The organism is Pseudomonas sp. FBCC-B1565 (assembly GCF_059133265.1).
Genome location: NZ_CP101438.1, coordinates 2,602,243 through 2,625,542, shown reverse-complemented (window position 1 = coordinate 2,625,542; position 23,300 = coordinate 2,602,243). Strand labels below are relative to the sequence as shown.

Below are 23,300 nucleotides of genomic sequence, written 5' to 3'. Positions count from 1 at the left end.
CTGGCAGTGAAGTTAATTCGATTATATTAATGATTAGAAATGATGAAAGAATCTTATAATTCTATGGTTATGCCCAATTCATAGGCGGGCAGGCAAAGCGTCCTAAGCTCAGATCTAAAGAGTATTTAACGAATAGTTTTTAGAACTCTAAGCTCAGGGCTATTTCGTCAGAGATCGAGCCCACCATGTCCCTACGTCGCCCCTTCGCCGCAGTCCTCGGGTTGCTGGCCTTTTCCGTCGCGATCAGCGCGCAGGCCCAGGAAACCGTGCGCATCGGTTACCAGAAGTCCTCAACCCTGATCACCCTGCTGAAAACCCAGGGCACCCTGGAAAAAGCCCTCAAGGCCGACAACATCGACGTGAGCTGGCACGAGTTCCCCAGCGGCCTGCCGCTGCTCGAAGCACTGAACGTGGGCAACGTGGACATCAGCGCCGACGTGGCCGACACCGTGCCGATCTTCGCCCAGGCAGCCCAGGCCAAACTCACCTACTTCGCCCAGGAAGCGCCCTCGCCTTCGGCCCAAGCGATCGTGGTGCGCAAGGACTCTCCGATCCAGCAATTGGCGGACCTCAAGGGCAAGAAAATCGCCGTGACCAAGGCAGCCGGCACGCACTACCTGCTAATCGCCGCACTGGCCAAGGCAGGCCTGGCATTTTCGGATATAGAGCCGGCCTACCTGTCACCCGCCGACGGCCGCGCAGCCTTCGAAAACAACAAGGTCGACGCCTGGGTCACCTGGGAACCCTTCCTCACCAGCGTGCAGCGCCAACTGCCAACACGCACCCTGGCGGACGGCGCAGGGCTGGCCAGCTACAAGCGCTACTACCTGACGGGTACGCCGTACGCCAAGGCCCACCCGCAAGTGTTGAACGTGGTGTACGCGCAACTGGAAAAGACCGGCCAATGGGTGAAAACCCACCCACAAGACGCGGCCAAAGTACTTGGCCCGCTGTGGGGCAACCTGGATGTCGCGACGGTTGAAGCAGCCAATGCGCACCGCAGCTATCAAGTGCAGCCTGTGACGATTGATCAGTTGGGCGAACAACAGAAAATCGCCGATGCGTTCTTCAAGGCGGGGTTATTGCCCAAGGCCGTGGATGCCAAGGATGTACAGACCTGGAAGCCTTGAGGCAGCCATTGTAGGAGCTGGCTTGCCGGCGAAAGCGCTGGGTCAGCCGCTTTTCCGTTGCTGATCTACCGCTATCGCTGGCAAGCCGGCTCCTACAGGGGGCGTCATTCGCAGGCAAAAAGGTGCCCCCCCCGTATCCACGATGCGAAGCGAGTCGCTCTTGATCCTGCTTTTGATCTAAGGCGCCCCGTCAAACACGCTGGCCGGAATTCGACAGGGATTTGGGGGGTAAACCGGCAGGGATGCCGGTTTAGCCGCCCCGCGCCATGGATGGCGCGTGGCGGCGGCCCCCCAAATACCTGTCGGATTACGGGCACACCGAGCCTAGGCGAGGTGCCGAGTGTTGGGGCAAGAGCGTTTTGCTTACTTTTGCGCTTTTCAAAAGTGAGCCGCCGTAAGGGCGGAACCATTAGCAGCCGTTACCTAAATAACGGATATGTACCTGGTCTGATCCAACATTCTGGTCGGCTGTCAGGCCGCCTTCGCGAGCAAGCCAGCTCCCACATTTGGATCGTGGGGTGGCAGTTAGAGAGCGGTCGGCTGTCAGGCCGTCTTCGCAGGCAAGCCAGCTCCCGCATTTGGATCGTGGGGTGGCAGTTAGAGAGCGGTCGGCTGTCAGGCCGTCTTCGCAGGCAAGCCAGCTCCCACATTTGGATCGTGGGGTGGCAGTTAGAGAGCGGTCGGCTGTCAGGCCGTCTTCGCAGGCAAGCCAGCTCCCACATTTGGATCGCGGGGCAACAGTTAGAGAGTGGTCGGCAGTCACAACAGCGTGCGCTCCAGCGCCTTTTTCCACGCAGCATAACGCCCCGCCATAGCAGGATCATCCTGCGGCTCAAACCGCTCCCGCTGCCGCTCCAGCGCGCCCAACGCGTCATCACTCCCCCACACACCCAACGCCCTCCCCGCCAAGTGCGCCGCGCCCAGCGCCGAGACTTCCGGCGACAGGCTGCGCACCACCGGACGTTGCAACAGATCGGCCAAAAACTGCATCAACCAACGGTTACGCGTCGCACCGCCGTCCACCCACAACTCCTTCAACGGGCTACCGATGTCCTGCTGCATAGCCTCAAAGACATCGCGGATCTGATAACCGATAGACTCCAGCGACGCCCGCAGGATATGCGCGCCAGAGGTGGCCTCGGTCAGCCCGCAGATCAAACCGCGCGCATCAGCCTGCCAGTGCGGTGCACCCAGCCCGGACAGCGCCGGCACAAAATACACACCACCATTGTCCGGCAGTTGCGCAGCCTGCTCGGTGAGGGCATCCAGGGATTCTCCCGCCACCAGGCGCGAGGCCCACTGCACGGCGGCGCCCGTATGGACGATGTTGCCTTCCATGCCGAACGTCGGTTGGCCGCCGTCGTGCCAGGCCAGCGTGGTGGACAAGCCGTGAGTCGAGGCAATCGGGCCACCCATGGGCGTCATCAACGACGAACCGGTGCCCAGTGTCGCCTTCACCAGCCCCGGCGCGAACCCGCCCTGCCCGTACAGCGCAGCGTGGGAGTCGCCGATCATCGACATCACCGGGATGCCAGCGGGCAAACCACCCGCCGCGACGGTTTCAGCAAAGAAACCGGCGCTCGGCTGGATCGGGGCCAATGCCGCCAGTGGAATCTTGAACAGTTCCAATAGCGCCGGGTCCCAGGCGCAGGTGTGCAGGTTGAACAGTTGCGTGCGCGCCGCGTTGGAGTAGTCGGTGGCAAACACCTGGCCGCCGCTGAGTTTCCACAGCAACCAGCTGTCCACCGTGCCCAGGCAGATATCACCGGCAGCGGCACGTGCGTGCCCCTCTTCAAGGTGGTCGAGAATCCAGCGCAACTTGCCGGCGGAGAACATCGGGTCCAAGGCCAACCCGGTTTTTTCCAGGATCAGCGCCTCATGCCCCTGCTCATGCAATTGGGCACACAACGCGGTGGAGCGCCGGCATTGCCAACTGATGCACGGCGACAGCGCCTCGCCGGTCTGCCGGTCCCAGGCCACCACCGATTCACGCTGGTTGCTGATGGCCAGCGCGGTGATCGGGCGGTCCACCTGGGCCAGGCATTCCTCCATGGCGGCCAGGGTGCTATGCCAGATCAGCAGCGGGTCCTGCTCGGAGAACCCCGGCTGCGGATGGGTGATGCTCAGCGGCCGCGAGCCTCGGGCAATCACTTGCCCGCACTCATTGACCAGCACCGCCTTGGCGTTGCTGGTGCCTTCATCTATCGCCAGGATCAGCGGAGTGTTGTCTGTCATCGCATTCACCGCAACCGAGTGGCAGCCGCCACAATCCCAGCCGCGTCGATGTTATGCAAGGCGCGGGTGGGTTCGCGGGCGCCGGCCGCGGCATATTCGCCATCGCCGATACCCAGGCGCACCAGGGCAATGCCCAGCCCGGCTTCGGCCAGCACTTCGGCGACCAGGCTGCCGATGCCACCGTTGATGTTGTGCTCCTCGACCGTGATGACCGCCCGCGTGCCACGCAGGGCGCTGAGCAACACGTCACGCTGCAATGGCCGGATCGACGACAGGTTGATCACCTGCGCCTGGATGCCCTGCTCCGCCAGCACCCGTGCCGCGTCCACCGCTTCATGCACCACCGAGCCCAGGGCGACGATGCTCACGTCTGCACCCTGACGCAGGATATCCACCTGCCCCGGGGCAAATTGATAGTCGCCCGTGTGCACGTCCGGCAACGCCTTGCCATCCAGACGGATGTACACCGGGCCGTGGTAGCGCAGCGCGTAGTCGACGATCTGCCGGCATTCAAGCGCGTCGGCCGGGGCAAAGATCTGCACGTTGCCAAAACCGCGCATCACCGAAATGTCGTCGAGGCTGTGGTGGGTGCTGGCCAACGGGCCGTAACTGGCGCCGGCGTTCAGGCCGAACATCTTCACGTTGGCCTGGTTGTAGCAAACGTCGACTTTGATCTGCTCATTGGCCCGCGAAATCAGAAATGGCGCCGCGTTGCAGGTGGCGGCGATCTTGCCGCCCAGTGCCAGGCCCGCCGCGACGCTGACCAGCGACTGCTCGGCAATGCCCACGTTGATCAGCCGCTCGGGAAAGCGCTGTACAAACGGACCGATCTTAGCCGTGGAGGTGGAGTCACTGACCACCGGCACCACGTCCAGTCCGGCATCGACGGCGGCAATAAAGGCCTCCACCATGACGCTCGCCAGGTGTTCACTCGCCATGATTCAACTCCTCCAGTGCCGCGTTGATTTCATCACCCTTGGGCACGCGGTGGTGCCATTCGGGACGGGCTTCGATAAACGACACGCCCTTGCCTTTGATGGTGTGGGCGATCAGCACCTGGGGCGCACCGGTCCTGGCCTGCATGTTTTCCAGGGCCTCGATCAACTGGCCCGCATCGTTGCCATCGCACTCGCTGACGCGAAAACCGAAGGCCGCCCATTTCACGTCCAGCGGGTCCAGCGGCATGATGTCCGCCGTCAAGCCCGCCAGTTGCAGCTTGTTCTTGTCGACGATCACGAACAGGTTATCCAGGCCGTATTTCGCCGCCGCCATCGCCGCTTCCCAGTTGGAGCCTTCCGCCAGTTCACCGTCGCCGGTCAGCACATAAATGCGTTTTTTGCTGCCGGACATCTTCGCCGCCAGCGCCAGCCCCACCGCCACCGGCAGGCCGTGGCCGAGGGCGCCGGTGTTCAGTTCGATGCCAGGGGTTTTCTGCCGCACCGGGTGGCCCGGCAAGTGGGAGTTGAAGTGCTGGTAGGTGGGCAGCCAGTCGACGGGGATGTAGCCCGCCTGCGCCAGGCAGCAATACAAACCGCCGACACCGTGGCCCTTGCTCTGGATATAGATATCGCGCTCAGGGTCGTCGGTGCGTTCCGGGCCGGTATTGAGAATGCGGAAATACAGGGTCGCGAGAATATCGGTTTCCGAGAGGTCGGCCCCGGTGTGGCCGCCGGCCGGTGAGTCGGCATTCAGGCGGATCACATGGCGCCGGATCAGGCGGGCCTGTTCTTTGATCTGGTGGGCGTCGTACTGGAAGGCATTCATGCAGCGGCTCCTTTGAGGCTGACCACGCGGGGTGAAAGTGTGCAAAGCTGTATTTGAATATTTATTCAGCAGTGACAATATATTTCTATTTAGACGCCGAACGCTCGACAGGTCAAGTGAATGACCGGGGGGAAAATGAAATAAAACCTGGAAATGTCCCTCAGACAAACGGCCAAAATCCCACACGCGCTTCTCTATCCCGTGGCTTTGCGCCGGATGAAAGTCGCGATCCAGAGGCCTACTGGAAAAATTAAGCGCTTGACATTGCCACGGTGGCACTGGAATCTGAATTAACAGTCAAGCACGCATAAATATTCACGACACTTGAAAGCACTCCAAAAAAAATAAATCAGGAGAACACTGTGGACGCCAAAGCTACTGTCCAGCATCCGGCCGAACTCAAGCCGCCCCACCGCCCCCGGTTGGTGAAACTGCTCCCCAGCAATATCGGCGGCCCGCTGATCGGCCTGGTGTTGCTGGTGCTGGTCTTCTCCTTCAGTTCCGAATTCTTCTTCTCGCTGCGCAATGGCCTGAACATTCTTGACCAGGTCACGGTGCTGGGCATCCTCGCAATTGGCATGACCGCCGTGATCGTGATCGGCGGCATCGACCTGTCAGTGGGGTCGGTGCTGGCCTTCTCGATGATGATGCTCGGCTGGCTGTACCAGGACCAGGCGGTGCCGCTGGGGTTTGCGATCCCGATCTCGATTGCCAGCGGCATGCTCGCCGGGCTGGTGTCCGGCGCCTTGATCACCTATGCCAAGCTGCCGCCGTTCATTGCCACGCTGACCATGATGTCGGTGGCCCGTGGCCTGGCGAACATCCTCACCGAAGGCCGGCAGATCGTCGGTTACCCCGACTGGTTCACCAGCCTGGCCACGGTGCGTCACTTCGGTTTCCTCTCGGCAACCGTCGGGCTGTTCCTGGTGATGCTGGTGGTAGCCTGGGTGTTCCTGCGCTTTCGTGCCGGTGGCCGTAACTTGTACGCCATGGGCGGCAGCCCGGAAGTGGCGCGCCTGTCCGGGATCAAGGTGCGGGCGATCACCCTGTGGGTGTATGCCATCAGCGGTGCGCTGGCCGGTATCGCCGCCGTAACCCTGGCCGCGCGCCTGGACTCGTCCCAACCCAGCGCCGGCCTGAGCCTGGAACTGGACGCCATCGCCGCCGTGGTGATTGGCGGCGCCAGCCTCAGCGGCGGCGTCGGCAGCATCGGCGGCACCCTGGTCGGCGTGCTGATCATTGGCGTGCTGCGCAATGGCCTCAACCTGCTCGGCGTTTCGCCCTTCATTCAACAAGTGGTGATCGGCGTGGTCATCGCCCTCGCCGTGACCATCGACACCCTGCGACGCCGCTCCAGTACTGCCCGTTAAACCTGTTCGACAGTTGACACCCTCCAACAATAAAACCAGGAGTCACCGACATGTTCAGCCCCAAGAAACTGCTGTTGGCCACCGCCCTCGCGGCCGCCGCCCTCACCGCTGCCGGCACCACGTGGGCCAAGGACCTGACCATCGGCCTGGCCGTGGCCAACCTGCAGGCCGACTTTTTCAACCAGATCAAGCAATCGGTGGAAGCCGAGGGCAAGGCCAAGGGCATCAAGGTGATTACCGTGGATGCCCAGGGCAACTCCTCCACCCAGGTCAGCCAGATTGAAGACCTGATCACTCGCCAGATCGATGTGCTGATCTACATCCCGGCCGGTGCCACCGCCGCCGGTGTGCCGGTCAAGGCGGCGAAAGCCGCCGGTATCCCGGTGATCGCCGTCGACCGCAACGCCCCCGACGCGCCAGGCGATACCTTTATCGCCAGTGACAGCGTGGCCGGGGCCAAGACCCTGGCCGAGTACGTCGGCAAGATCACCGACGGCAAAGGCCGCATCGCGATCCTGCAAGGCCAGCTCGGCACCACGCCCGAGAACGATCGCGCCAAAGGCTTCGAAGAAGGCTTGAAGGCCTTCCCGGACCTCAAGGTCGTCGCCCAGCAACCCGCCGAATGGGCTCAGGACAAAGGCTTCGCCGTGGCCCAGGACCTGCTCCAGCGTGACCCGAACATCACGGTGTTCTTCGGCCGTGCCGATGCCATGGCGTTGGGCGCCGCCCAGGCGGTGAAGGTCGGTAACCTCGACCACAAGGTGGTGGTGGTCGGTTTTGACGGTGACGTCGCCGGGCTCAAGGCCGTGGAAAGTGGCGTGCTGAACGCGACCATGACCCAGCAGACCCAGAAGATGGGCCGCCTGGCCGTGGCGTCGGCCATCGACCTGAAAGCCGGCAAGGCGGTGCCCAAGGAGCAACTGTTGCCTACCGTGCTGACCACTAAAGAAAACGTCGCGCCGTTCCTGCAACAGCACCCGTAAGCCTTGGAGGTCGTCATGCAAGCAGCAGCCCTGGACACCGCCCACGCCGACGCGGTGCTGTGCCTGCGCAATATCAGCAAGGCCTATGGGCCGGTGCGGGTACTGTCGCAGGTCAATGTGGACATCCGCCCCGGCGAAGTGTTGGCCCTGCTCGGCGAGAACGGCGCGGGCAAGTCAACCTTGTCGTCGATCATCGCCGGGTTGGTACAGCCTGAAGCCGGGGGCAGCATGACCTGGCTCGGCGCGCCTTACGCACCGGCGTCGCCCGGTGCGGCGCTGAGCGCCGGGATCGGTCTGATCCACCAGGAAATCCGCCTGCTGCCGCAATTGTCGATCGCCGAGAATATCTTCGTCGGTCGCCTGCCCATGCGTCATGGGCGGGTGGACCGCGCGTACATGGAGGCCCAGGCGCAGATCCAGTTGGAGCGCCTGGGGCTCAAGGTGCCGGCATCGCGCAAGGTCGAAGGCCTGAGCGTGGCGGCCCAGCAATTGGTGGAAATCGCCAAGGCGCTGACCCTCAAGGCCAGCCTGTTGATTCTGGATGAACCCACTGCGGCATTGGGCGGCGAAGAAACCGAGCTGTTGTTCAAACAGGTGGAACGGCTCAAGGCCGAGGGCGTGTCGTTTATCTATATCAGCCACCGCCTGGAAGAAATCGCACGCATCGCCGACCGCGTGCTGGTGCTGCGCGACGGTCGCCAGATTGCCTTGCACGCCACCGCCCAGGTGCCGGTGCGCGAGCTGGTGGAACAGATGGTCGGGCGTAGCCTGGAGCGGATTTTCCCGGCCCTGCAAGCGCCACAGGATCGCGTGATGTTGCAGGTCAAGGACCTCAGCTGTCGCGAGTTTGCCTTGCACGGCATCGACTTCAGCGTGCGCGCCGGCGAAGTGTTCGGCATTGCCGGCGTGGTCGGCGCCGGGCGGACCGAGCTGGTGCGCACCCTCGCCGGCGCGGCACAGGATATCCAGGGCCACCTGGTGCTCGACGGTGAAGTGCGCCACCTGCGCTCGCCCTTCGAGGCAATCCAGGCCGGCGTGGTGCTGGTGCCCGAGGACCGCAAGCAGCAAGGCGTGGTGGTGGAGCATCGCATCGAAGACAACCTGATCTACGGCAACACCGACCTGCTGGACAAGCGCGGCTGGGTGTTCCCTGCCCCGCTGCGCGAATTCGCCCGCACGGCGGTGGCGCGGTTGGGGGTGAAGGGTGCGCCGCAGTCGCGAATTTCGAGTTTGTCTGGTGGTAACCAGCAGAAGGTGATCATTGCCAAGTGGCTGGCGCGCAATCCCAAGGTATTCATCCTGGATGAACCGACACGCGGCATCGACGTGGGGGCGCGGGCGGCGATCTATGAAGTGATCGCGGACCTGGCGGCCAAGGGCATGGCGGTGATTGTGGTGAGCTCGGACCTCGATGAGGTGCTGGGGTTGTCCCATCGGGTGATGGTGATGAGCCGGGGCCGGCAGATGGGGATTCTGGCGCGGGGCGAGGCTACCCCCGTTTCGGTGATGGAAATGGCGACTGCTTAACCAGAGAACACCGCTGCTTTTTGTGGGAGGGGGCTTGCCCCCGATAGCGGTGTATCAGTCACACACTTTTCAACTGAACCACTGCCATCGGGGGCAAGCCCCCTCCCACAGGGGTCAGCTGTGATTTCAAATAACGGAGTTATCCATGCAGCTTTTTAGTCTTGAAGGCCAAGTGGCCTTTGTCACCGGCGCCGGCAGCGGCATTGGCCAGGCGATTGCCGTGGGGCTGGCCGAGGCAGGTGCGGATGTGGCCTGCTTCGATCTACCGGGCAGCCCCGGCATCGCCAGCACCGTCGAACGCATCCAGGCCCGGGGCCGTCGCGCCCTGGCCTTGAGCGGTACGGTCACCGAGCGCGCCGCACTGGATGCAGCGGTCGCGCGCACCGAAGCCGAACTCGGCGCATTGAGCGTCGCGGTCAACTGCGCCGGCATCGCCAATGCCCAGGCCGCCGAAGACCTGGAACTGCAACGCTGGCAAACCACCCTGGACATCAACCTCACCGGCATCTTCCTCAGTTGCCAGGCCCAGGCCGCCGTGATGCTGCCCCGGGGAAAAGGCGCCATCGTCAATATCGCCTCGATGTCCGGCAGTATCGTCAACCGTGGCTTGCTGCAGGCGCACTACAACACCTCCAAGGCCGGTGTGATTCACCTGAGCAAGAGCCTGGCGATGGAATGGGCCGACAAAGGCTTGCGGGTCAATTGCATCAGCCCCGGCTACACCGCCACGCCGATGAACTCGCGCCCGGAAGTTGCCGACCAGATGAAGATCTTTGAACAGACCACGCCCATGGGCCGCATGGCCAGCGTGGAAGAAATGGTCGGCCCGGCGATTTTCCTGGTCAGCCAGGCCTCGTCTTTCTGCACCGGTGTCGACCTGTTGGTCGATGGCGGCTTTGTGTGCTGGTAGGAGTTCGTCATGTCCCAACGATTCAGCGGTAAAACTGTGGTCATCACCGGTGCCTGCCGGGGCATCGGCGCCGGCATTGCCGAGCGCTTCGCCCAGGAAGGCGCCAACCTGGTACTGGCTTCCAACGACTTGGAACGCGTGACCTTCACCGCCGACCAACTGGCCCGGGAATACCAGGTCGACACCCTGGCCCTGGCCATCGACGTCACCCGCGAAGACGATATCGAAACGCTCTACCGCGAAGGCCACGCGCGGTTTGGCAGCATCGACGTGTCGGTGCAGAACGCCGGCATCATCACCATCGACCATTACGACAAAATGCCCCGCGCCGATTTCGACAAGGTGCTGCAGGTCAACACCACCGGCGTCTGGCTCGGCTGCCGGGAGGCGGCCAAGTACATGGTCAAGCAAGGCAGCGGCCGGCTGATCAACACCTCCTCCGGCCAGGGTCGCCAGGGGTTCATCTACACGCCCCACTATGCCGCCAGCAAAATGGGCGTGATCGGCATCACCCAGAGCCTGGCGCTGGAGCTGGCGCGGCATAACATCACAGTCAACGCGTTTTGCCCCGGCATCATCGAAAGCGAGATGTGGGACTACAACGACCGCGTGTGGGGCGAGATCCTCAGCACCGACGAGAAACGCTACGGCAAGGGTGAATTGATGGCCGAATGGGTCAGGAACATCCCCCTGCGCCGCGCCGGCAAACCCTCGGATGTCGCGGGCCTGGTGGCGTTTCTGGCCTCGGACGATGCGGCCTACCTGACCGGCCAGGCGATCAATATCGACGGCGGCCTGATCATGTCGTAAGGGTTTGGTATCCTCACGGCCATTGAGTCATGCCTTTTACTATAAAGAGCCCTGAGGCCTTCATGAGCCAGATCGAAGAACAGCGCCTGATCACCAAGATCGCGAGCCTCTATTACGAAGAAGGGCTCAAGCAGTCCGAGATTTCCGCGCAACTGGACCTGTCCCAATCCTTTATCAGCCGCGCCCTGCGTCGGGCGCTGCAGGAAGGCGTGGTGAAGATCACGGTGATGCGCCTGCAAGGCCTGCACCTGGAGCTGGAAACCCAGTTGCAACGCCGCTACGGCGTGCGCCGGGTGATCGTGGTGGAAGCCACCGAGCCGGGCAATGACGAGAGCATCAAGCAGGCCATCGGTTCGGCCGCCGCCCACTACCTGGAAACCAGCCTGTCGCCCCAGGACCATATCGGTATTTCGTCGTGGAGCAGCACCATTCGCGCCATGGTGAGCCACCTGCACGCGCAACCGGGCAAACAGGCCGCACAGGAAGTGGTGCAACTGTTGGGCGGCGTCGGCCACAAGGGCGCGTTTGAAGCCACGTTGCTGACCCAGCGCCTGGCGACCCTGCTCAACTGCCCGGCGTTTCTGCTGCCCTCGCAAAGCATCGAGCAATCGGTGGAGAGCAAGCAGCGCATCGTGCAGATGGAAGAGGTCAAGGAAGTGCTGCAGCGCTTTGACAGCATCACCCTGGCGATTGTCGGCATCGGCGACCTGGAGCCCTCGCAACTGCTGCGCAACAGCGGCAACTACTACACCGAAGACATGCTGCGCCTGCTCGCCGAACGCGGCGCGGTGGGCGATATCTGCCTGCGCTACTTCGATGCCCAGGGCCAGCCGGTGCTGGAGGAAGATGAAGAATTCGTGGTGTCGGTGGCGCTGCCCAAGCTGCGTGCCATCCACCGAGTGCTCGGCCTGGCCGGTGGGTTGAACAAGGTCCAGGCCATTCGTGGCGCACTCCAGGGCAGCTACCTGGACATCCTGATCACCGACCTGGACACCGCACAGGCCCTCAACCAATAACCCTTTTTGGAGACTGCCGCTCATGACGTCCAAGCTCGAACAACTCAAGCAATTCACCACCGTGGTGTGCGACACCGGCGACCTGGAAGCCATCAGCCGCCTGCGCCCGGTGGATGCCACCACTAACCCGTCCCTGCTGCTCAAGGCGGCCGCCATCCCGGAATATGCCGAGTTGCTGCGCAGCGCGGTGGGCCAGTCCAAGGGCGATGTGGACCTGGCCTGTGACCGCTTTGCGGTGGCGGTGGGCTGCGGCATTCTCAAGGTGATTCCGGGGCGCATCTCCACCGAAGTCGACGCGCGCCTGTCCTTCGACGCAGACGCATTATGGGCCAAGGCCAACCAGTTGATCGCGCTGTACGACCAGGCCGGCGTCGGCCGCGACCGCGTGCTGATCAAGCTGGCCTCTACCTGGGAAGGCATTCGCACCGCCGAGCGCCTGGAAAAGGCCGGGATCCAGACCAACCTGACCCTGCTGTTTTCGTTCGTCCAGGCCGCCGCCTGCGCCGATGCAGGGGTGTTCCTGATTTCGCCGTTCGTAGGCCGCATCTATGACTGGTACCGCAAGAACACCGGCCTGGACTACACCGGCGCCGAAGATCCGGGCGTGCAGTCCGTGACGCGGATCTACAACTACTACAAGGCCAACGCCATCAACACCGTGGTCATGGGCGCCAGCTTCCGCACCCTCAGCCAGATCGAACAACTGGCCGGCTGCGATCGCCTGACCATCAGCCCCGAGCTGCTGCAAAAGCTCGATGAAGACCAGGGCCTGCTGGAACGTCGATTGAATCCGGGGGCGGTTGGCGAGCCGCGCCAGACCCTCAACGAGGCGCAATTCCGCTGGGGCTCCAATGAGGACGCGATGGCCACCGAGAAACTGGCCGAAGGCATTCGTCAGTTCGCCCGCGACCAGGAAAAACTCGAGGCGGTCCTCGCAGCCCTATGAGCCCTGCCCTGTCGCTGAGCCAGCCTCGCACCCTGGTGTTCCTGGCCTACCCCCAGATGGGCCTGCTCGACCTGACCGGCGCCCAGACCGTGTTCTGGGCCGCCACCAAGGCCATGGCCGAGCGTGGCTTGCCGGGCTACGTGATGCACACCGCCAGCCTGGCCGGCGGCCTGATGCAGACCGCCGAGGGGCTGAGCGTGGACACGCTGGCGCTGGAGCACCTGGACACGCACGCCATCGATACCCTGATCGTACCCGGCGCGCCAGCGATCCAACAGGCGATGGCCGCCAACACCGAGCTGGTGCAATGGCTGCGCGTGGCCTCCGCCAGCGCCGGGCGCACCGCGTCGGTGTGCAGCGGCACCTTCCTGCTGGCCATGGCCGGCTTGCTCGACGGCCGCCGCGCCGCCACCCATTGGGCCATGTGCGACATGCTCAAGCAGGGTTTCCCGGACATTATCGTGGACATGGACGCGATCTTTATCCAACAGGGCAATGTGTGGACGTCAGCGGGCGTGACCGCCGGTATCGACCTCGCGCTGGCGTTGGTAGAGGCCGATTGCGGACGGCCCGTCGCCCTGCAAGTGGCGCGGGAACTGGTGGTGTTTCTCAAGCGCCCCGGAGGCCAGGCGCAATTCAGCCAACTGCTGCAAGCGCAAACCGACGACACCGCCGGTTTCGATGCGTTGCACCTGTGGGTCGCCGACAACCTCAGCGACAGCGACCTCACCGTGGAGCGCCTGGCTGAACAAAGCCGCATGAGCCCGCGCAACTTTGCCCGGGTCTACAAGCAGAAAACCGGGCGCACGCCGGCCAAGGCCATCGAGCTGTTTCGCCTGGAAGCGGCGCGGCGCCTGCTGGAAGACTCCCAGCGCAACATCGACCAGGTCGCGCAACTGTGCGGCTTCGGCGACGAAGAACGCATGCGCTATACCTTCCAGCGTCACCTTTCGATCTCTCCCCGCAACTATCGCGAGCGCTTTTCACGCTGAGCGCCTGCGGCCTGGCAGTAATTCAGGGTTATGTGTCCTACCAGACAAGCAGCGCTGCTTTTACAGTGAGCCGGCAACGCCTCACCGCTTGAGCAAACGAATTGACCTGGTCCCTGGAGCATCCCATGAAACAGCACATCCTTATTATCGGCGCCGGGTTCGGTGGCGTCTGGAGCGCGTTGAGCGCTGCGCGCCTGCTGGACAAACATGATCGCCACGACGTGCAGATCAGCCTCCTCGCCCCACAGCCGGAACTGCGCATCCGCCCACGTTTCTACGAGCCCGCTGTACACACCATGCAGGCGCCACTGGGTCCGTTGTTCAACGCCGTGAACGTCAAGTTCATTCAAGGCGCGGCTGACAGCATCGATGAAAACGCCAAACACGTGACCTACCGGGATACGGCCGGCATCTGCACCACGATCCCGTACGACCGCCTGGTGCTCGCCGCCGGCAGCCGTCTGAACCGTCCGCAGATGCCAGGCATCGAGCATGTCTTCGATGTGGACCAGATCGAGGATGCCACGCGCCTGGAAGCTCATATCACCGCGTTGAAAAACCTGCCTGACAGTCCCGCGCGCAACACGGTGCTGGTCGCTGGCGGTGGTTTCACCGGCATCGAGACCTCCACCGAAATGCCGGCGCGTCTGCGGGCAGCCTTGGGTGACGATGCCGATATCCGCGTCATCGTCGTCGACCGTGGCCCGCAGATTGCCGCCTCCATGGGCGATGGCATCCGCCCATCGATCATCGAAGCCAGCAACGCACTGGGCCTGGAATGGATATTGAACACGTCGGTGGCTTCAGTGGATGCCAGCGGCGTGACCCTGGCGGATGGACAACGCATTGAATCGAAAACCGTGATCTGGACCATCGGCTTCCGGGCCAACCCGCTCACCGAGCAGGTCAGCGGTGCCCGCGATCCCCAGGGCCGCCTGCATGTAGACGGCACCCTCAAGGTCAAGGGCCAGGCCGACGTGTTCGCCGCCGGTGACGTGGCTTACGCCGCCACCGACGACCTGGGCAACTTTGCCGGCATGTCCTGCCAGCACGCCATCGCCCTGGGCCGCTATGCCGGCAATAACGTCGCCGCCGACCTGATCGGCGTGGCGCCGATGACCTACCGCCAACCCAAATACGTGACCTGCCTCGACCTCGGCGCCTGGGGTGCCGTGTACACCGAAGGTTGGGATCGCCAACTGAAGCTGGTTGGTCAGGAAGCCAAGGACCTCAAGCATCAGATCAATACCGTGTGGATCTACCCACCGGCCGCCGAGCGTGCTGGTGCGCTGGCGGCGGCCGACCCGTTGATTCCGGTGGCCTGAAGCTCGTACTCCCGGGCGCCCGCCGCTGTTGTTCAGGCGGGCACTTTTTTGCGGCATTCATCCATTGATCGAGCCGCCACCGCGCCCATCACCCCGCCCACCATCGGCGCCAGCCAGAACAGCCAAAGCTGTGCCAGGTAATCCACCCCGGCAAACAACGCCGGCCCGGTGCTGCGCGCCGGGTTGACCGAGGTATTGGTCACAGGGATCAGGACCAGGTGAATCAAGGTCAGTGCCAAGCCAATGGCAATCGGGGCAAAGCCAGGCACCGCGCCGGGTGCGGTGACGCGCATAATGATGAAGACGAAGAAAAACGTGGCGATCAGTTCGGCCAGCAACGCGGACTTCATGTCGAAATGACCGGGGCTGAGCGGACCATAGCCGTTGGCGGCAAAACCGCCCACCGCGAAATCCGGCTGCCCGTTGGCAATCAGGAACAATGTGGCAGCGGCCGTAATCGCCCCCGCGACCTGCGCCACGATGTACGGCAGCACATCAGCGCCCTCGATACGGCGCCCCACCCACAGGCCGAGGGTCACCGCCGGGTTGAAATGCCCGCCGGAAATACCGCCCAGCGCATAGGCCATGGTCAACACCGTAAGCCCAAACGCCAGGGAAACGCCCACAAAACCAATGCCCAACCCGGGGAAAGCAGCCGCCAGGATGGCGCTGCCACAGCCGCCGAAGGTCAGCCAGAAAGTACCGATGAACTCTGCAGTCAAACGTCTTTGCACAATCAACTCCATTGCAGCTCAAGTGCCGTCACCACGGGAGGTGGGCGGTCCGGGGCGACGGTAGCAATGGGTATCAATATGTCCTGTAAGACTTGTCTGGTTTTAACGGCTGACAACGCCCTGCCCAAATTTCCTGATCGCCAGGCAGTAACCGATCAACGCTACCGCCGCCAGCAACCCACCGGCCGCGCCGATCCAGGCGAAGCCGAACTGGCTGCCGACCCAACTGCCCATCAGCGCACCGCCGCCAATGCCGATGTTGTAGATGCCGGAGAACATCGCCATGGCCACGTCGGTGGCGTCGGGTGCCAGCACCAGCACCTTGGATTGCATGGCCAGGCCGAAGCCCATGATCGCCATGCCCCAGAAAATGCTCAGTACCACCAGGTAAGACTCGGCACCGCTCAAGGGCAGCAGTAACGCCAGGCAGGCGGCCAGGATAAACACTGCGCCCACCACGAACAGATGCGGGTTGAAACGGTGCACCAGGCTGAACAGCAGCGAACCGATGATGCCCGCGCCGCCGAACACCAGCAGGATCAGGGTCACCGCGCTGCCGCTCATGCCGGCCACGCCTTCGACGAAGGGTTCGATGTAGCTGTAGGCGGTGAATTGCGCAGTGACGGTCATGGCGGTCAGCACATACAGCGCCACCAGCGCCGGGCGCTTGAACAGCAGCGGCAGGCTGCGCAACGAGCCGGAGTTCTGGCTCGGCAACAACGGCAAGGTGCGCGCCAGCCAGAACACCAGCGCAGCGGCGAACGCGCCGATCACCAGGAACGTGGTACGCCAGCCCATGGCCTCGCCCAGCAGGCGGCCCAACGGAATCCCCAGCACCATCGCCAGGGAAGTGCCGGTGGCCAGCAGACCGAGCGCTTGCACCTGCTTGCCTTCCGGCGCCAAGCGAACCGCGAGTGAGGCGGTGATCGACCAGAACAGCGCATGGGACAGGGCGATGCCGATACGACTGAGCATCAGGATGCCGAAACTGGTGGCGACACTGGAAAGGATATGACTGGCGATAAACAGGCCGAACAGCACGATCAGCAGCTTGCGCCGCTCCACGTTGCGGGTCAGCAGCATCACCGGCAATGAAGTCAGGGACACGATCCAGGCATAGATAGTGAGCATCAGCCCGACGCTGGACACCGGCATGTCGAAACTGGCGCCGATGGCACTGAGCAGCCCGACGGGCACGAATTCGGTGGTATTGAACACAAACGCGGCCAACGCGAGAGCGAAGACCGGTTGCCAATTGGCTTGGGGCGTTGCGGCTGAAATGCTCATGGAACGGCGCGGTACTCTGGCAGTGATCAAGCGGGGGCGGTGATCGAGCGGCCACCCAGGACAAGCGCCGCCGCCGAGCATTCTATAGGTTTCCGGCCCGACTGTTGGCGCTCATCCCGCTCAAAATGACCTCAACCGGGTCAGGGTGCCGTCATGGTGACCACGTAGGCGCCCGATTGAACCGGCTTGCCGAGGGCATCCACCAGCACATACCGCTGGTCGAAATAGCGCCCGTTGGGGCTGTCGGCCACCAACTTGACGTTGACCGCCGAATTGCCCAGCGCGGTCACACTGCGCACCGACTGTGCCTCGAACTGGCTGCCACGCAGGGCTTGCGGGCATCCATTGAACTCCACTGTCGCCCCGCCCGACGTACTGGGGTTACAACCGGGCTCGACGATGCTGCCGTGAAATTGAATGACACCGGAAGATGCCGCCAGGCATGCCCCCGTCCATACCGCAAGAACACCGGTAACCAGTGACAAACGTAAAACGTTCATGTCGACGCTCCTTCTTGGGCTGTTAAGAAGTAAGTCGTCTGGCCCGGCGTTTACTTGAGGTTATTCGTCGGTGTCTGAAAGAAAAGTTACGGGTCCACCTGCCCCATCAATTCCGGAATCGACTCCGGCCGATTCGCATAACGCTGGGCCAACGCCGCGCAGACCATCAACTGGATCTGGTGGAACAGCATCAGCGGCAGGATCAGCACGCCCATGCTCGCCCCGGCGAACAGCACCTGGGCCATCGGCACACCGGTGGCCAGGCTCTTTTTCGAACCGCAGAACAGGATGGTGATGCGGTCTTCCTGATTGAAACCGAACGCCTTGCCGAGCACCGTGGACGCCACCAACACCAGGCCCAGCAACACGCAGCACGCCACCACCAGGCCACCCAGTTCCCATAGCGGGATCTGGTGCCAGATACCTTCATTCACCGCTTCGCTGAATGCGCCATAGACCACCAGCAGGATCGAGCCCTGGTCGACGAATTTCAGCCAGGACTTGTTGCGCCCGACCCACTCACCAATCCAGCGGCGGGCGATCTGCCCGGCGATAAACGGCAGCAGCAATTGCACGCTGATTTTCAGGATGGCGTCGACGGTGGAGCCGCCGTCGCCGTGCACATTGAGCAGCAGCGTCACCAGCAACGGTGTCAGGAAGATGCCGAACAGGCTGGACGCCGCCGCGCTGCAGATCGCCGCCGGGATATTGCCCCGTGCCAGGGACGTGAAGGCAATCGCCGATTGCACCGTGGCCGGCAAGGCGCACAGGTAGAGCATGCCCATGTACAGGTCTTTGCCGATCAGCGGCGACAGCACCGGCTTGAGCGCCAGGCCCAGCAGCGGGAACAGCACGAAGGTCAGGCTGAACACCAGCAGATGCAGGCGCCAGTGCCCGGCGCCGGCCACGATGGCCTGGCGCGACAGCTTGGCGCCGTGCAGGAAAAACAGCAGCGCGATGGCCAGGTTGGTCACCCAGCCGAAGGCCACGGCGGTCTGGCCGCTGGCGGGCAGCAGGGAAGCGAGAATCACCGTGGCGATCAGGGTCAGGGTGAAGTTGTCGGGCAGGAAACGGGGGCGAGTCATAAGCAGGATCTTCCGGGGGTTGCCAAGAGCGTCATCGCGACTCTAACGTAACGGCTTGTTACCGACTAACGCCAACGAGCCAACAAATGCCGCCTAAAGGACATGCCAACACCGTGCGCCGTAGCGTGCCCGGGCTTTCCAGCCTGCCACGGCCGGTGTATGGGCGCACCGAATCGCTGCCCAACCGTGCGCTGACCCGCCGGCACAGCCACCCGTGGGTGCAATTGTCCTACGCGATTTCCGGGGTGCTGGAGATCCAGACCAGCGTTGGCCGTTTCGTCGCGCCCCCCCAGCGCGCGGTGTGGATTCCAGCCGGTGTACCGCATCGGGTGTTCAGTTCGCCCCACACAGAGATGCGCAGCCTGTACCTGGATTGCAGCGTCACCACCTGGGCGGCCGAGCGCTGTCATGTGCTGGCGGTGAGCAGCCTGCTGCGCGAGTTGATCCGCAGTTTCAGCGAACTGCCGGTGGAATATGCCGAGGATGGGCCGGACGGGCGCCTGGCCCAGGTGGTGCTGGACCAGCTGGCGGCGGCGCCGCACGTCGACCTGATGCTGCCACTGCCGCTGGACCCGCGCTTGCGCCCGATCTATCGCAGCCTGAGTGCGCACCCGGAACAGCAAACAACCTTGGGCCAGTGGAGCCAGAAACTGGGGGTGAGCGAGAAGACCCTCAGTCGGTTGTTCTTGAGCGACACCGGGCTGACGTTCCGCGCCTGGCGCCAGCGCCTGCGCTTATTGAGCGCCCTGCCCGCCCTGGAGCAAGGCGAGCGGGTCACGGATGTGGCGCTGGGGTGTGGCTATGAGTCGACGTCGGCGTTTATCAATGCGTTTCGGCAGCAATTCGAGGCCACGCCCGGCGAATTTTTCCGCTGACATCAGCTGCCATTGCCGCCATGGGCCTCTTCGAAGAAGTAGTCCTTCCAACTGGCTGCCTTGTTTTTCAGCACGCCCAATGCCTGCAATTTCTCGGCGTAGATGTAGGTACGCTGCGGCACGATGGTGAAGTCGATTTCCGGGTCCTGGACGATTTTTTCCACCAGGTCCAACGGCAACTTCGACTGTTCTACGCGGATATAGGCCTTGGCTGCCGCTGGTTTATCGGCCTTGATGATCGTCTCGGCTTCGGCCAGCGCGGCATAGAACGCTTTGTAGGTCTTGGGGTTTTCGTCGTGGAATTTCTGCGTGGTGTAGAGCACGTTGAACGTGGCCGGCCCACCGAGGATGTCGTAGGAACTGAGCACCTTGTGCACATTCGGATTCAACAGTTCCTGGTACTGGAACGGCGGGCTGGAGAAGTGCGCGTTGATCTCCGATCCCCCGGCAATCAGCGCAGCAGTGGCATCGGGGTGAGCCAGGCTGATGGAGATGTCGTCGAACTTCTTGAAGTTGGCGTCGCCGAACTGCTTGGCGGTCTCGATCTGCAAGGTGCGTGACTGGAAACCCACGCCGGCGGCGGGCACGGCGATGCGATCTTTTTCGCTGAAGTCCTTGAGGGTCTTCACGTTGGGGTTGTTGGTCAGCAGGTAGTTGGGCATCGAGCCCAGGGAGGCGATGGCCTTGACGTTCTGCTTGCCCTTGGTGCGGTCCCACAGGGTCAGCATCGGCGGCACGCCAGCGGAAACCACGTCGAGCGCACCGGCCAGCAGCGATTCGTTCATGGCGGTGGCGCCGGAAATGCTGTTCCACTCCACCTGGATATCCAGGCCTTGTTCCTTGCCGTGTTTTTCGATCAGATGCTGGTCGCGCACCACATCGAGGATCAGGTAGCCGATGCCGAATTGCTGGGCGATGCTGATCTTGCCTTCGGCCTGGGCGCCGATACTGATCAGGGCCGTCGCAGCCGCCAACAGGGTCAGGGAGGAACGCTTGAAAGTCATGGGAGTCTGCCGCGTTTTTAAGAAGGTGATGGAGCCTAGCGACGTTTTTTTAGACTGGAAAAGAATATCTGGATCTATTGTTATGCAAATGGCCCACAAACCAGCGCTCGGCTGGTATTGTGCCGCGCTTTGAAAAACTGCCGAACCAGCGAGGAAATGGACGTTGAACACTGACGAAAAAATGACCGGGGACCTGTTCGAGGTGGATAAGCGCCTGTCACTCAAACCCGTGGTGGACTTCAACGCCTACCTGCGCAGCGCGTTCGGCGACGGCCCGTGCACCTGCATCCGCTGCACCAGCGGTAACGGCGATGAAAACGGCTATGAGTTCCAGCACAGCTTCACCTTCGACGGCAAACCCACCCAGCGCCGCTTCGCTACCACGGCGGGCAGCGATGTATTGCAAGTGTTGAAGAAGGCCTGGTTGTCGTACACCAAGGCCGAATTGCCGCTGAGCGGTGTGCTGGCGCTGGATACGGTGAAGGAGTTTGTCGAACCGCAGTTGCACAAGCGGTTGATACCGTTGTTTTTGGCCAGTGGGTTGGTCAAGGATGTGGAGGGGGCGTTGCAGGTTCAGCCGCAGGCGGCGTAAGCCACAGTTTGTAGTGAGCGGGCTTGCCCCGCGCTGGGTGGCGAAGCAGCCCCAGAACCAGACAACCAAGTTCCGCCCGAGGGAAATCGATGCCTGTCATGGGGTGGCTTCGCCACCCAGCGCGGGGCAAGCCCGCTCACTACATTTGCACAGAGGTGATTACTTACGCGCCGCCTCCCACTGCTTCAGCAGGTCACCGTAAGCCACGGTCTCGCCCTTCGGCTTCTCGTTGGCCAGTTTCGGTTTCGGCGCGCCCGGCTGGTCGAACCAGTACTGCGCATCACGCTCGGGGTTCATTTTCGGGCCGCACACTGGTTGCACCTTGGAGCGTTCCAGGCGCGTCATGATCGCGTCCTGCTCCTTGGCCAGGTTGTCCAGCGCTTGCTGCGGGGTTTTCTCGCCGCTGGCTGCGGCGGCGATGTTGCTCCACCACAGTTGTGCCAGGCGTGGGTAGTCCGGCACGTTGGTGCCGGTCGGGGTCCACTCGACGCGGGCCGGGCTGCGGTAGAACTCCACCAGGCCACCGAGTTTCGGCGCCATGTCGGTCATGGCCTGGGAGTTGATGTCGGATTCACGGATCGGCGTCAGGCCGACGATGGTTTTCTTCAGCGAGACGGTTTTCGAGGTCACAAACTGCGCGTAGAGCCAGGCCGCGAGTTTCTGTTTCTCAGGTGTCGACTTGAGGAAGGTCCAGGAGCCTACGTCCTGATAGCCCTTCTTCATGCCCTTTTCCCAGTAAGGTCCCACAGGCGACGGCGCCATGCGCCATTTCGGCGTGCCGTCGGCATTCACCACCGGCAGGCCCGGTTTGGTCATGTCGGCGGTAAACGCGGTGTACCAGAAGATCTGCTGGGCGATGTTGCCCTGGGACGGCACCGGGCCGGACTCGGAGAAGGTCATGCCCGCCGCTTCCGGTGGCGCGTAGGCTTTCATCCAGTCGACGTATTTCTGCGTGGCAAACACTGCGGCCGGGCCGTTGGTGTCGCCGCCACGGGTGACGCTGGAGCCCACCGGGTGGCAGTCCTCCACGCGAATGCCCCACTCGTCCACCGGCAAGCCGTTGGGCAAGCCCTTGTCGCCGCCACCGGCCATGGAGAACCACGCATCGGTGAAGCGCCAGCCCAGGGACGGGTCTTTCTTGCCGTAGTCCATGTGCCCATACACGCGCTTGCCGTCGATTTCCTTGACGTCTTCGCTGAAGAACTTGGCAATGTCTTCATAAGCCGACCAGTTCACCGGCACGCCGAGGTCATAGCCGTATTTTTCCTTGAACTTGGCTTTCAGCTCCGGACGCTCGAACCAGTCGGCGCGAAACCAATAGAGGTTGGCGAACTGCTGGTCGGGCAACTGGTAGATCTTGCCGTCCGGCGCGGTGGTGAAAGAGATACCGATAAAGTCCTTGATATCCAGGGTCGGCGAGGTGAAGTCCTTGCCTTCGTTGGCCATCAGGTCGGTGATGGATTCGGTCTTGCCGTAGCGAAAGTGCGTACCGATCAGGTCCGAGTCGTTGACCCAGCCGTCATAGATGTTCTTGTCGGACTGCATCTGGGTTTGCAGCTTCTCCACCACGTCGCCTTCCTGCAGCAGGTCGTGGGTCAGCTTGATCCCGGTGATTTCCGTGAAGGCCTTGGCCAGCACCTTGGACTCGTACTCGTGGGTGGTGAGGGTTTCCGACACCACGTTGATCTTCATCCCACGGAACGGTTCGGCGGCCTTGATAAACCACTTCAATTCCTCCAGCTGCTGCTCGGCCGTGAGGGTGGACGGTTTGAACTCGCTGCCGATCCATTTTTTCGCGGCATCTTCGTACGCATCGGCCCAGGCCGAAGCGCTCAAACCGCTCAGGGCCAGTACGGCGGCCAATGAAATGCTATGTCGCAGCTTATTGTTCTTATTCAACATAGAGACCTCCTGGTTGTTTATTCATAAGGGCATTAGCCCCAACGCATCACACTCAACAGCCATACCAGGGAGAGCGCGGACGCTACCCAGATGCTCCAGTCGGTAACGCCGATCACCAGCAAATGCAGGTAGGCGCTGCCGAGAAGACCGATAAACAAACGATCACCACGGGTGGTGCTGATCGGCAAAAAGCCCCGCCGGGGGATGCTCGGCGAGCGCAGTTCCCAGGTGGTCATGCCCGCGAGGATCAGGGCTATGCCGCCAAAGAACAGCGCGGTGGGGGTGGTCCAGGCCATCCATTCCATCATCGACT

General features: G+C 62.7%; 22 protein-coding genes. 12 read left to right on the top strand and 10 right to left on the bottom strand.

Going from position 1 to position 23,300, the window contains the following annotated elements; all coding sequences use genetic code 11:
• Positions 1-185 precede the first annotated feature (185 nt).
• On the top strand, positions 186-1,130 hold the full coding sequence (locus tag NL123_RS12500) for an aliphatic sulfonate ABC transporter substrate-binding protein (RefSeq protein ID WP_494357876.1): 945 nt from the start codon (positions 186-188) through the stop codon (positions 1,128-1,130).
• Positions 1,131-1,889: 759 nt separating this feature from the next.
• Here the strand turns inward: NL123_RS12500 and NL123_RS12495 are convergent.
• Genes NL123_RS12495 through NL123_RS12485 form a run of 3 tightly spaced genes read right to left on the bottom strand, consistent with a single transcriptional unit; the run spans position 1,890 to position 5,129 of the window.
• A complete protein-coding gene (locus tag NL123_RS12495) occupies positions 1,890-3,365 on the bottom strand; it encodes an FGGY family carbohydrate kinase (protein WP_494357875.1) in 1,476 nt (491 codons plus the stop codon).
• Positions 3,366-3,370: 5 nt separating this feature from the next.
• Positions 3,371-4,303: a transketolase family protein gene (locus NL123_RS12490; protein WP_179029443.1), complete on the bottom strand. Its 933-nt coding sequence runs from the start codon at positions 4,301-4,303 to the stop codon at positions 3,371-3,373.
• Complete coding sequence (locus NL123_RS12485; RefSeq protein ID WP_058424004.1) at positions 4,293-5,129, bottom strand: transketolase; 837 nt, start codon at positions 5,127-5,129, stop codon at positions 4,293-4,295. Before NL123_RS12485 ends, NL123_RS12490 begins: the two co-directional genes overlap by 11 nt.
• 362 nt (positions 5,130-5,491) lie before the next feature.
• On the opposite strand from NL123_RS12485, the gene NL123_RS12480 reads away from it, so the two are divergent.
• The 9 genes from NL123_RS12480 (at position 5,492) to NL123_RS12440 (ending at position 15,008) form a co-directional block, all read left to right on the top strand.
• Entirely contained in the window at positions 5,492-6,499 is a 1,008-nt protein-coding gene (locus tag NL123_RS12480) for an ABC transporter permease (protein WP_071491770.1), read from the top strand.
• A 50-nt stretch (positions 6,500-6,549) separates the two neighbouring features.
• Positions 6,550-7,482, top strand: a complete 933-nt coding sequence (locus NL123_RS12475; RefSeq protein WP_494357874.1) for a sugar ABC transporter substrate-binding protein — start codon at positions 6,550-6,552, stop codon at positions 7,480-7,482.
• Positions 7,483-7,497: 15 nt separating this feature from the next.
• Positions 7,498-9,009, top strand: coding sequence for a sugar ABC transporter ATP-binding protein (locus NL123_RS12470; protein WP_494357873.1), 1,512 nt, complete (start codon positions 7,498-7,500; stop codon positions 9,007-9,009).
• A gap of 145 nt (positions 9,010-9,154) precedes the next feature.
• Positions 9,155-9,919 carry an SDR family oxidoreductase gene (locus NL123_RS12465; RefSeq protein WP_494357872.1) on the top strand — a complete coding sequence of 255 codons (765 nt, stop codon included), beginning with the start codon at positions 9,155-9,157 and terminating at the stop codon, positions 9,917-9,919.
• Between the two features lie 9 nt (positions 9,920-9,928).
• On the top strand, positions 9,929-10,729 hold the full coding sequence (locus tag NL123_RS12460; protein ID WP_464703893.1) for an SDR family oxidoreductase: 801 nt from the start codon (positions 9,929-9,931) through the stop codon (positions 10,727-10,729).
• Positions 10,730-10,791: 62 nt separating this feature from the next.
• Positions 10,792-11,745 (top strand): sugar-binding transcriptional regulator, encoded by a 954-nt coding sequence (locus tag NL123_RS12455; RefSeq protein ID WP_494357871.1) that lies wholly within the window; start codon positions 10,792-10,794, stop codon positions 11,743-11,745.
• A gap of 22 nt (positions 11,746-11,767) precedes the next feature.
• Complete coding sequence (gene tal / locus NL123_RS12450) at positions 11,768-12,691, top strand: transaldolase (RefSeq protein WP_248482214.1); 924 nt, start codon at positions 11,768-11,770, stop codon at positions 12,689-12,691.
• Complete coding sequence (locus NL123_RS12445; RefSeq protein ID WP_058424012.1) at positions 12,688-13,683, top strand: GlxA family transcriptional regulator; 996 nt, start codon at positions 12,688-12,690, stop codon at positions 13,681-13,683. The genes tal and NL123_RS12445 overlap by 4 nt, the downstream gene beginning before the upstream one ends.
• 125 nt (positions 13,684-13,808) lie before the next feature.
• Positions 13,809-15,008 (top strand): NAD(P)/FAD-dependent oxidoreductase, encoded by a 1,200-nt coding sequence (locus NL123_RS12440; protein ID WP_494357870.1) that lies wholly within the window; start codon positions 13,809-13,811, stop codon positions 15,006-15,008.
• Between the two features lie 32 nt (positions 15,009-15,040).
• Here NL123_RS12440 and aqpZ read toward each other — a convergent pair whose 3' ends face one another.
• The 4 genes from aqpZ to NL123_RS12420 all read right to left on the bottom strand — a co-directional run bounded on the left by aqpZ (position 15,041) and on the right by NL123_RS12420 (position 18,614).
• Positions 15,041-15,754: an aquaporin Z gene (gene aqpZ, locus NL123_RS12435; RefSeq protein ID WP_494357869.1), complete on the bottom strand. Its 714-nt coding sequence runs from the start codon at positions 15,752-15,754 to the stop codon at positions 15,041-15,043.
• 90 nt (positions 15,755-15,844) lie between these two features.
• Complete coding sequence (locus NL123_RS12430) at positions 15,845-17,029, bottom strand: sugar transporter (protein WP_248482219.1); 1,185 nt, start codon at positions 17,027-17,029, stop codon at positions 15,845-15,847.
• Positions 17,030-17,169: 140 nt separating this feature from the next.
• Positions 17,170-17,529: a type 1 fimbrial protein gene (locus NL123_RS12425; RefSeq protein WP_248482220.1), complete on the bottom strand. Its 360-nt coding sequence runs from the start codon at positions 17,527-17,529 to the stop codon at positions 17,170-17,172.
• Between the two features lie 86 nt (positions 17,530-17,615).
• Positions 17,616-18,614, bottom strand: a complete 999-nt coding sequence (locus NL123_RS12420; RefSeq protein ID WP_058424017.1) for a bile acid:sodium symporter family protein — start codon at positions 18,612-18,614, stop codon at positions 17,616-17,618.
• A gap of 86 nt (positions 18,615-18,700) precedes the next feature.
• Between NL123_RS12420 and NL123_RS12415 the strand changes: the two genes are divergently transcribed.
• Positions 18,701-19,489: an AraC family transcriptional regulator gene (locus tag NL123_RS12415; RefSeq protein WP_071493331.1), complete on the top strand. Its 789-nt coding sequence runs from the start codon at positions 18,701-18,703 to the stop codon at positions 19,487-19,489.
• A 2-nt stretch (positions 19,490-19,491) separates the two neighbouring features.
• Here NL123_RS12415 and NL123_RS12410 read toward each other — a convergent pair whose 3' ends face one another.
• A complete protein-coding gene (locus NL123_RS12410; RefSeq protein ID WP_494357868.1) occupies positions 19,492-20,493 on the bottom strand; it encodes an ABC transporter substrate-binding protein in 1,002 nt (333 codons plus the stop codon).
• Positions 20,494-20,656: 163 nt separating this feature from the next.
• Between NL123_RS12410 and NL123_RS12405 the strand changes: the two genes are divergently transcribed.
• Positions 20,657-21,085, top strand: coding sequence for a hypothetical protein (locus tag NL123_RS12405; protein WP_494357867.1), 429 nt, complete (start codon positions 20,657-20,659; stop codon positions 21,083-21,085).
• Between the two features lie 159 nt (positions 21,086-21,244).
• Here NL123_RS12405 and NL123_RS12400 read toward each other — a convergent pair whose 3' ends face one another.
• Together NL123_RS12400 and NL123_RS12395 are read right to left on the bottom strand one after the other, a co-directional pair.
• Positions 21,245-22,987, bottom strand: a complete 1,743-nt coding sequence (locus NL123_RS12400; RefSeq protein ID WP_071493334.1) for an ABC transporter substrate-binding protein — start codon at positions 22,985-22,987, stop codon at positions 21,245-21,247.
• 32 nt (positions 22,988-23,019) lie between these two features.
• Entirely contained in the window at positions 23,020-23,292 is a 273-nt protein-coding gene (locus NL123_RS12395) for a DUF2160 domain-containing protein (RefSeq protein WP_003232363.1), read from the bottom strand.
• Positions 23,293-23,300 lie beyond the last annotated feature (8 nt).

Bases quoted from the DNA above. Each gene is read 5' to 3' on its own strand.
- NL123_RS12430 (WP_248482219.1), bottom strand. From the start codon at position 17,029: ATGAGCATTTCAGCCGCAACGCCCCAAGCCAATTGGCAACCGGTCTTC.
- tal (WP_248482214.1), top strand. From the start codon at position 11,768: ATGACGTCCAAGCTCGAACAACTCAAGCAATTCACCACCGTGGTGTGC.
- NL123_RS12425 (WP_248482220.1), bottom strand. From the start codon at position 17,529: ATGAACGTTTTACGTTTGTCACTGGTTACCGGTGTTCTTGCGGTATGG.
- NL123_RS12420 (WP_058424017.1), bottom strand. From the start codon at position 18,614: ATGACTCGCCCCCGTTTCCTGCCCGACAACTTCACCCTGACCCTGATC.
- NL123_RS12445 (WP_058424012.1), top strand. From the start codon at position 12,688: ATGAGCCCTGCCCTGTCGCTGAGCCAGCCTCGCACCCTGGTGTTCCTG.
- NL123_RS12485 (WP_058424004.1), bottom strand. From the start codon at position 5,129: ATGAATGCCTTCCAGTACGACGCCCACCAGATCAAAGAACAGGCCCGC.
- NL123_RS12440 (WP_494357870.1), top strand. From the start codon at position 13,809: ATGAAACAGCACATCCTTATTATCGGCGCCGGGTTCGGTGGCGTCTGG.
- NL123_RS12400 (WP_071493334.1), bottom strand. From the start codon at position 22,987: ATGTTGAATAAGAACAATAAGCTGCGACATAGCATTTCATTGGCCGCC.
- NL123_RS12410 (WP_494357868.1), bottom strand. From the start codon at position 20,493: ATGACTTTCAAGCGTTCCTCCCTGACCCTGTTGGCGGCTGCGACGGCC.
- NL123_RS12415 (WP_071493331.1), top strand. From the start codon at position 18,701: ATGCCGCCTAAAGGACATGCCAACACCGTGCGCCGTAGCGTGCCCGGG.
- NL123_RS12455 (WP_494357871.1), top strand. From the start codon at position 10,792: ATGAGCCAGATCGAAGAACAGCGCCTGATCACCAAGATCGCGAGCCTC.
- NL123_RS12470 (WP_494357873.1), top strand. From the start codon at position 7,498: ATGCAAGCAGCAGCCCTGGACACCGCCCACGCCGACGCGGTGCTGTGC.
- NL123_RS12500 (WP_494357876.1), top strand. From the start codon at position 186: ATGTCCCTACGTCGCCCCTTCGCCGCAGTCCTCGGGTTGCTGGCCTTT.
- NL123_RS12495 (WP_494357875.1), bottom strand. From the start codon at position 3,365: ATGACAGACAACACTCCGCTGATCCTGGCGATAGATGAAGGCACCAGC.
- NL123_RS12395 (WP_003232363.1), bottom strand. From the start codon at position 23,292: ATGGAATGGATGGCCTGGACCACCCCCACCGCGCTGTTCTTTGGCGGC.
- NL123_RS12475 (WP_494357874.1), top strand. From the start codon at position 6,550: ATGTTCAGCCCCAAGAAACTGCTGTTGGCCACCGCCCTCGCGGCCGCC.
- NL123_RS12490 (WP_179029443.1), bottom strand. From the start codon at position 4,303: ATGGCGAGTGAACACCTGGCGAGCGTCATGGTGGAGGCCTTTATTGCC.
- NL123_RS12460 (WP_464703893.1), top strand. From the start codon at position 9,929: ATGTCCCAACGATTCAGCGGTAAAACTGTGGTCATCACCGGTGCCTGC.
- NL123_RS12465 (WP_494357872.1), top strand. From the start codon at position 9,155: ATGCAGCTTTTTAGTCTTGAAGGCCAAGTGGCCTTTGTCACCGGCGCC.
- aqpZ (WP_494357869.1), bottom strand. From the start codon at position 15,754: ATGGAGTTGATTGTGCAAAGACGTTTGACTGCAGAGTTCATCGGTACT.